The sequence below is a fragment of the Pseudonocardia sp. SID8383 genome (genome assembly GCF_009864975.1).
In the GTDB taxonomy this organism is placed as follows: Bacteria; Actinomycetota; Actinomycetes; order Mycobacteriales; family Pseudonocardiaceae; genus Pseudonocardia; species Pseudonocardia alni.
The window spans coordinates 1-6,252 of the sequence record NZ_WWFY01000379.1 but is presented as its reverse complement, the minus strand read 5'-3'; the positions used below and the strand labels follow the sequence as shown (position 1 = coordinate 6,252).

At 73.9% G+C, this 6,252-nt stretch carries 6 protein-coding genes and 1 pseudogene; 3 read left to right on the top strand and 4 right to left on the bottom strand.

Annotated elements, in window-relative coordinates; translation table 11 throughout:
• A partial coding sequence (locus GTW08_RS09290; RefSeq protein ID WP_161151769.1) for a helix-turn-helix domain-containing protein occupies nucleotides 1–273 on the bottom strand: 273 nt, incomplete at its 3' end.
• 206 nt (nucleotides 274–479) lie between these two features.
• On the opposite strand from GTW08_RS09290, the gene GTW08_RS09285 reads away from it, so the two are divergent.
• Nucleotides 480–1,961, top strand: a complete 1,482-nt coding sequence (locus GTW08_RS09285; protein ID WP_073574946.1) for a mannitol dehydrogenase family protein — start codon at nucleotides 480–482, stop codon at nucleotides 1,959–1,961.
• Nucleotides 1,962–2,041: 80 nt separating this feature from the next.
• Nucleotides 2,042–2,587: a dihydrofolate reductase family protein gene (locus GTW08_RS09280; RefSeq protein WP_062402989.1), complete on the top strand. Its 546-nt coding sequence runs from the start codon at nucleotides 2,042–2,044 to the stop codon at nucleotides 2,585–2,587.
• A gap of 12 nt (nucleotides 2,588–2,599) precedes the next feature.
• Here the strand turns inward: GTW08_RS09280 and GTW08_RS09275 are convergent, their stop codons facing one another.
• The 3 genes from GTW08_RS09275 to pgm all read right to left on the bottom strand — a co-directional run bounded on the left by GTW08_RS09275 (nucleotide 2,600) and on the right by pgm (nucleotide 5,829).
• Nucleotides 2,600–3,223 carry a TetR/AcrR family transcriptional regulator gene (locus GTW08_RS09275; protein WP_073574945.1) on the bottom strand — a complete coding sequence of 208 codons (624 nt, stop codon included), beginning with the start codon at nucleotides 3,221–3,223 and terminating at the stop codon, nucleotides 2,600–2,602.
• Nucleotides 3,224–3,427: 204 nt separating this feature from the next.
• Nucleotides 3,428–4,177, bottom strand: coding sequence for a polyphosphate--glucose phosphotransferase (locus GTW08_RS09270; protein ID WP_073574944.1), 750 nt, complete (start codon nucleotides 4,175–4,177; stop codon nucleotides 3,428–3,430).
• On the bottom strand, nucleotides 4,174–5,829 hold the full coding sequence (gene pgm, locus GTW08_RS09265) for a phosphoglucomutase (alpha-D-glucose-1,6-bisphosphate-dependent) (RefSeq protein ID WP_073574943.1): 1,656 nt from the start codon (nucleotides 5,827–5,829) through the stop codon (nucleotides 4,174–4,176). The genes GTW08_RS09270 and pgm overlap by 4 nt, the downstream gene beginning before the upstream one ends.
• Before the next feature lie 54 nt (nucleotides 5,830–5,883).
• On the opposite strand from pgm, the pseudogene GTW08_RS09260 reads away from it, so the two are divergent.
• Nucleotides 5,884–6,252, top strand: a pseudogene (locus GTW08_RS09260) (cobalamin-binding protein); the annotation flags it as partial.

The window sequence follows — 6,252 nt, the reverse complement described above, 5'->3', positions numbered from 1 at the left end:
GGCGGCGGCCCCGGTGGGGACCGCGGTCCGGGCGCGGGCGCCGTCGCGGCCGTGCAGCAGCCGGGCCACGGTCTCGCCGGTGACGTCGGCGATGCGGACGAGTTCGTCGGCGGCGAAACGGCGGCGCCCGGCGAGCGACTTGGACAGCTTGGTCTCCTCCAGCCCGACTGCGGCGGCGAACCGGCGCTGGGTCCAGCCGTCCCGCTGCAGCAGGGCGCGCACCCGCCCGGCCACCGCGTCCTCGGCGGTCCGGGGGGTACAGGGGTCGGTCACCGGGCGACCGTAGGCTGCGACTTGCGATGAGCGCAAGCATCGAATCGGATCGTTCGAGCACACGAGGTGTTTCCCGGAGGTTTCCGGTGCGTCGACCAGTTCGCGGGAGCTGCTCTCGGAAGCGCTTGCGTCGGACGGTGTGGGCGGTAGGGTCGGCCTCTCACCCGACGGCGCGGAGGGGCGCCGGGGACGTGGCGAGGGGGACCATGCGTTCGCTGGACGAGACCGGGATCTGGACCGACGGGATCGAGGGCGTGGAGGTCCCCGGCTACGACCGGGCCACCGTCGGCCGCGGGATCGTCCACATCGGCGTCGGCGGTTTCCACCGCGCGCACCTCGCGATGTACGTCGACGCGCTGCTCGCCTCGGGCGGGGCACCGGGGTGGGGGATCTGCGGGGTCGGTGTGCTCGCCGCCGACGACCGGATGCGCGACGTGCTCGCCGCCCAGGACGGGCTGTACACACTCGTGCTCAAGGAGGCCGACGGGACGCTGACGCCCCGGGTCGTCGGGTCGCTCGTCGACTACCTCTACGCCCCCGACGACCCCGAGGCCGTCATCGAGCGGATCGCGCACCCCGACACCCGGATCGTCTCGCTGACGATCACCGAGGGCGGCTACGCGATCGACCAGAAGACCGGCGAGTTCGACCCGGACTTCCCCGGCATCCGCGCCGACCTCGACGCGATGGCCGCCGGCTCCGCCCCGACCGGGGCGTTCGGGCTGGTCGTCGAGGCGCTGGCGCGCCGCCGGGAGCGCGGCACCGGCCCACTCACGGTCATGAGCTGCGACAACATGCAGGGCAACGGCGACGTCGCCCGCCGGGTGTTCACCGGCGTCGCCCAGCTCCGTGACGCCGAGCTGGGCGCCTGGGTCGCGGAGTCGGTCACCTTCCCGAACTCGATGGTCGACCGGATCACCCCGGCCACCGCCGACACCGACCGCGAGGCCCTCGCCGGGCGCTTCGGGCTGCGCGACGGCTGGCCGGTCGTGTGCGAGCCGTTCACCCAATGGGTGCTCGAGGACCACTTCGCCGCGGGCCGCCCGGAGTTCGAGCGGGTCGGGGTCCAGGTCGTCGAGGACGTCGTCCCCTACGAGTTCATGAAGCTGCGCCTGCTCAACGCCACCCACCAGGCGCTGGGCTACCTCGGCTACCTCGCCGGGCACCGCTACGTGCACGAGGTCGCCCAGGACCCGACGTTCGCGGCGTTCCTGCGCGGCTACATGGACGACGAGGCCACACCGACGCTGCGCCCGGTGCCCGGCATCGACCTCGACGCGTACAAGGACACCCTGCTGGAACGCTTCGCGAACCCGGGCGTCGCCGACACCCTGATGCGGATCAACTACGGCAGCTCCGACCGGATCTCGATCTTCCTCCTGCCGGTGGTGCGCGAGCAGCTCGCCGCGGGCGGGCCGGTCGAGCGGGCCGCGGCCGTCGTCGCCGGATGGTGCCGCTACGCCGAGGGCGCCGACGAGCAGGGGCGGGAGATCCCCCAGCAGGACCGCCTGGCGGAGGAGATGACCGCGCTCGCGCGGGCCGAGCGGGACACCCCGGGGTCGTTCCTGTCCCACCGCGGGGTGTTCGGCGACCTCGGCTCCGACGAGCGGTTCGCCGGAGCGTTCCGGTCGGCGCTGGAGTCGCTGTGGTCCCGCGGCGCCGCGGCGACCGTCGCCGACCTCGCGTGACCGGCAGGGGGAACCGATGAGTTCCCCACACGTCTGCGGTCGTAGCCGATGACCCCTCGCCTCGACCCCGGGAGACCACAGTGGGCACGATCGACGTGCACGAGTTCATCAGCCTCGACGGGGTCGTCTCCGACCCGTCCTGGACGGCGGAGTACGGCTTCACCGACGCGATGGGGGAGGCGATCGGCCGGCTGACCGACGCGGCGATCCTGCTCGGTCGGAACACCTACGAGATGTTCCACCCGGCATGGTCGGCCCGCGGGCACGACGTCGAGTCCGGCGGCGCGTTCTTCAACGGCGCGCCCAAGCACGTCGTCACGTCCACCCTGGCCGACCCGTTGGAGTGGGAGAACTCCCGGGTGCTCGGCCCGTACGACCCGGCGCGGATCCGGCAGCTCAAGGACGCGACCGACGGCGGCATCTACGTCTCCGGCAGCGTCACCCTGGTCCGTGCGCTGCTCGCCGACGGCCTGGTCGACACGCTCAACCTGTTCGTCTATCCGGTGTCGCTCGGGGCCGGGCTGCGGCTGTTCGCCGAGGGCGCGCGGGTGCCGCTGCGGCTGCGCGAGTCCGAGGCCTACGAGAACGGCGTGGTCCGGCTGACCTACGGTCCGCCGCTCACCTGAGTCCGGGCGCGCTCAGTCCGGCAGGGCCGCGAAGGCCTCTCGGGTGGCCGCCAGCACGTCGCCGTAGACCCGGCGGGCCGGCGGGCCCGCCGGGTCGGCCAGCCAGCCGGCGACGGCGACCTGCATCACCGCCATCGCACCGGCCGCGGCGAGCCGGTGGTTCCTCGCGGGGGTGTCGGCGCCGTCGCGCTCGGCGAGCGCCTGCGCGACGGTCTGCTCCACGGTCCGCCCGACGTGGGCGATCCGCGGGTGCAGCTCGGGGTGGGCGCGCAGCAGCTCCATCTGCCCGTGCCAGGTCGGGCTGGTCGTCAGTGCCACGGTGACCTCGGCGAGCACCGCCGTCGCCGCCCCGAGCGGGGAGACCTCGGTCCGGGCGCGGACCTCGGCGGCGAGCTCGTCGAGGGAGGTGGTGTCCCAGTCGAACAGCACCGCGTCCTTCGACGGGAAGTGGTTGAAGAACGTGCGCGGCGCGACGTCGACGTCGGCGCAGATCTCCTCGACGGTGAACGCGTCCGGGCCCTGGGTGCGCGCGCGTTCCAGGGCCGCGGCGCGCAGCGCCTGGCGGGTCCGCACCTTCTTGCGCTCCCGCAGCCCGTGGCAGTGCGCCTCCTGGTCGGTCAGCATCTCGCCGATCATGCCCGTCCCACCTCTCCCGCTGGTCCCGGCGCGGCTCGCACCCTCGGAACGTGCGGGGAGTGCAGTCGTGCAGTCACTGCAGTGTGCTCGTACATTCGTGAGCACCGCAAACTATTGCATGATGCAAGCCCGGACGGAGGACGCGTGTCACAGGAGAAGGCGCGGGAACCGGAGCGGCCGCCGCGCCGGCGCCGGGGGACCCGGTCAGCCGTGCGCCAGCAGCGCTGCCCCGATGATCCCGGCCTCGTTGAGCAGCCCGGCCGGGACGAGCTCGGTGCGGGTCCGCACGTAGGGCGACCACTTCTCGAACTTCTTGCTCACCCCGCCGCCGACCACGATCAGGTCCGGCCACAGCAGGTTCTCGACGTGGGTGAAGTAGCGCTGCAGCCGCCCGCCCCACTCCTCCCAGTCCAGGTCCTCGCGCTCGCGGGCGGAGTCCGCGGCGCGTGACTCGGCGTCGAACCCGTCGATCTCCAGGTGCCCGAACTCGGTGTTGGGCACCAGCTTCCCGTGGTTGACCAGCGCCGACCCGATGCCGGTCCCGAGGGTCACGACGAGCACGAGCCCGTGATGGTGGTCGGCGGCCGCGCCGAACCCGGCCTCGGCGACGCCGGCGGCGTCGGCGTCGTTGACCAGCAGCGCGTCCCGGCCGGTGACCCGGCGCAGGACCGCGGCGGCGTCGCAGTCGATCCAGGCCCGGTCCACGTTGGCCGCGGTGCGGGTCACGCCGTGCTGGACGACGGCCGGGAACGTGCAGCCGAAGGAGTCCCGCCAGTCGAACTCGTCGAGGATCTGCGTGACGGTCTCGGCGACCGCCTCCGGGGTGGACGGCTGCGGCGTCGGGATCCGCACCCGGTCCGCGGCCAGCCGGCCCTTGTGCAGGTCCACCGGGGCGCCCTTGATGCCGGAGCCGCCGATGTCGATACCGAACCCGAGTGCGTGCGTGCTGCTCACGCCCCCGATCCTTCCAGGGCCGCCGCGACCACGCCGCGCGCCTCGTCCTGGACGCGCGTCAGGTGCTCCGGCCCGCGGAAGCTCTCGGCGTAGACCTTGTACACGTCCTCGGTGCCCGACGGGCGGGCGGCGAACCACCCGGCGTCGGTGACGACCTTCAGCCCGCCGATCGCGGCGTCGTTGCCCGGGGCGCGGGTGAGCTTCGCGGTGATCGCGTCCCCGGCGAGCTCGGTGGCGGTGACGGCGTCGGCGTCCAGCTTCGACAGCGCCGCCTTGTCCTCCCGGGAACAGGCGACGTCGGTGCGGGCGTAGGCGGGGGCGCCGAACCGCTCGGTGAGCCGGGCGTAGTGCTCGCTGGGGGTCGACCCGGTGACCGCGGTGATCTCCGAGGCCAGCAGGGCGAGCAGCAGGCCGTCCTTGTCGGTGCTCCAGGGCGAGCCGTCGCGGCGCAGGAACGACGCGCCCGCGCTCTCCTCGCCGCCGAAGCCGATCTCCCCCGAGCGCAGGCCGGGAACGAACCACTTGAACCCGACGGGCACCTCGACCAGCCTGCGGCCGAGGTCACCGGCGACCCGGTCGATCATCGACGAGCTGACCGCGGTCTTGCCGATCCCGGCGGCCGCCGGCCAGCCGGGGCGGTGGGCGAACAGGTAACCGATCGCGACGGCGAGGTAGTGGTTCGGGTTCATGAGGCCGCCGTCGGCGGTGACGATGCCGTGCCGGTCGGCGTCGGCGTCGTTGCCGGTGGCGATGGTGAAGGGGGCCGGGTCGGCCTCCATCCGGGCGCGCAGCGACGCCATCGCGTACGGCGAGCTGCAGTCCATCCGGATCTTCCCGTCCCAGTCCAGGGTCATGAACCCGAAGGCCGGGTCGACGTCGGGGTTCACCACGGTCAGGTCCAGGCCCCAGCGCTGCGCGATCACGCCCCAGTAGTCGACCGAGGCCCCGCCGAGCGGGTCCGCGCCGATGGTGACGCCGGCGTCGCGGACCGCGGCCATGTCGAGCACCTGGTCGAGCTGGTCGACGTAGGTGCCGAGGTAGTCGTAGCGGTGCGCGGCGGCGGCGTCGAACCGGGCGCGGCGCACCTCCGTGAGCCCGCTCTCGAGCAGCTGGTTGGCCCGGTCGGCGATCCAGGACGTCGCCTCGGTGCCGGCGGGGCCGCCGTCCGGCGGGTTGTACTTGAAGCCACCGTCGGCGGGCGGGTTGTGCGACGGGGTGACGACCACGCCGTCGGCGAGGTGCCGGACGTCGCGCCCGGCGTTGGTCACGAGGATCGCGTGCGAGATCGCCGGGGTCGGGGTCAGCCCGTCCCGGGAGTCGACGACGACGTCGACGCCGTTGGCGGCGAACACCTCGGCCGCGGTGCGCCAGGCCGGCTCGGACAGCGCGTGGCTGTCGCGCCCGAGGAACAGCGGGCCGTCGGTGCCCTGCGCGGCCCGGTACTCGACGATCGCCTGGCTGGTGGCGGCGATGTGGTCGTCGTTGAAGGTGGCGGTGAACGCCGACCCGCGGTGCCCCGACGTGCCGAACGCGACCCGTTGCACGTCGACCGACGGGTCGGGGTGGGTCGCGGCGTACGCGGCCAGCAGCGCGTCGACGTCGACGAGGTCCTCGGGGCGGGCCGGGGTCCCGGCGCGCTCGTGCACGGTCATGCCGCGATCCTTCCTCCTCGCCGCGGCCCACGCCACCGCCTACCGTTCCGCGGTGTGCGGATCGCGTCGTTGCTCCCTGCCGGGACCGAGATCGCCGGGCGGCTCGGCCTGGCCGCCGACCTGGTCGGCGTCACCTTCGAGTGCGACGACCCGGTGGGCGTCCGGGACCGGGTGCCGGTGGTCGTCGGCTCCGCGCTGCCGCCCGCCGCGTCGCCGGGGGAGATCGACGCCGTCGTCCGCGAGCGGGCCGCGGCCGGGCTGCCGCTGTACGAGGTCCACCGCGCCCGGCTCGGCGCCGCCGACCCGGAGCTGATCCTCACCCAGGACCTGTGCGCGGTGTGCGCGCTGCCCGGCTCGACCGTCGCGCAGGTGCAGGAGGAGCTCGGGACCCGGGCCCGGGTGCTGTCGCTGGACCCGCACCGG

Bases quoted from the DNA above. Each gene is read 5' to 3' on its own strand.
- GTW08_RS09285 (WP_073574946.1), top strand. From the start codon at position 480: ATGCGTTCGCTGGACGAGACCGGGATCTGGACCGACGGGATCGAGGGC.
- GTW08_RS09275 (WP_073574945.1), bottom strand. From the start codon at position 3,223: ATGATCGGCGAGATGCTGACCGACCAGGAGGCGCACTGCCACGGGCTG.
- pgm (WP_073574943.1), bottom strand. From the start codon at position 5,829: ATGACCGTGCACGAGCGCGCCGGGACCCCGGCCCGCCCCGAGGACCTC.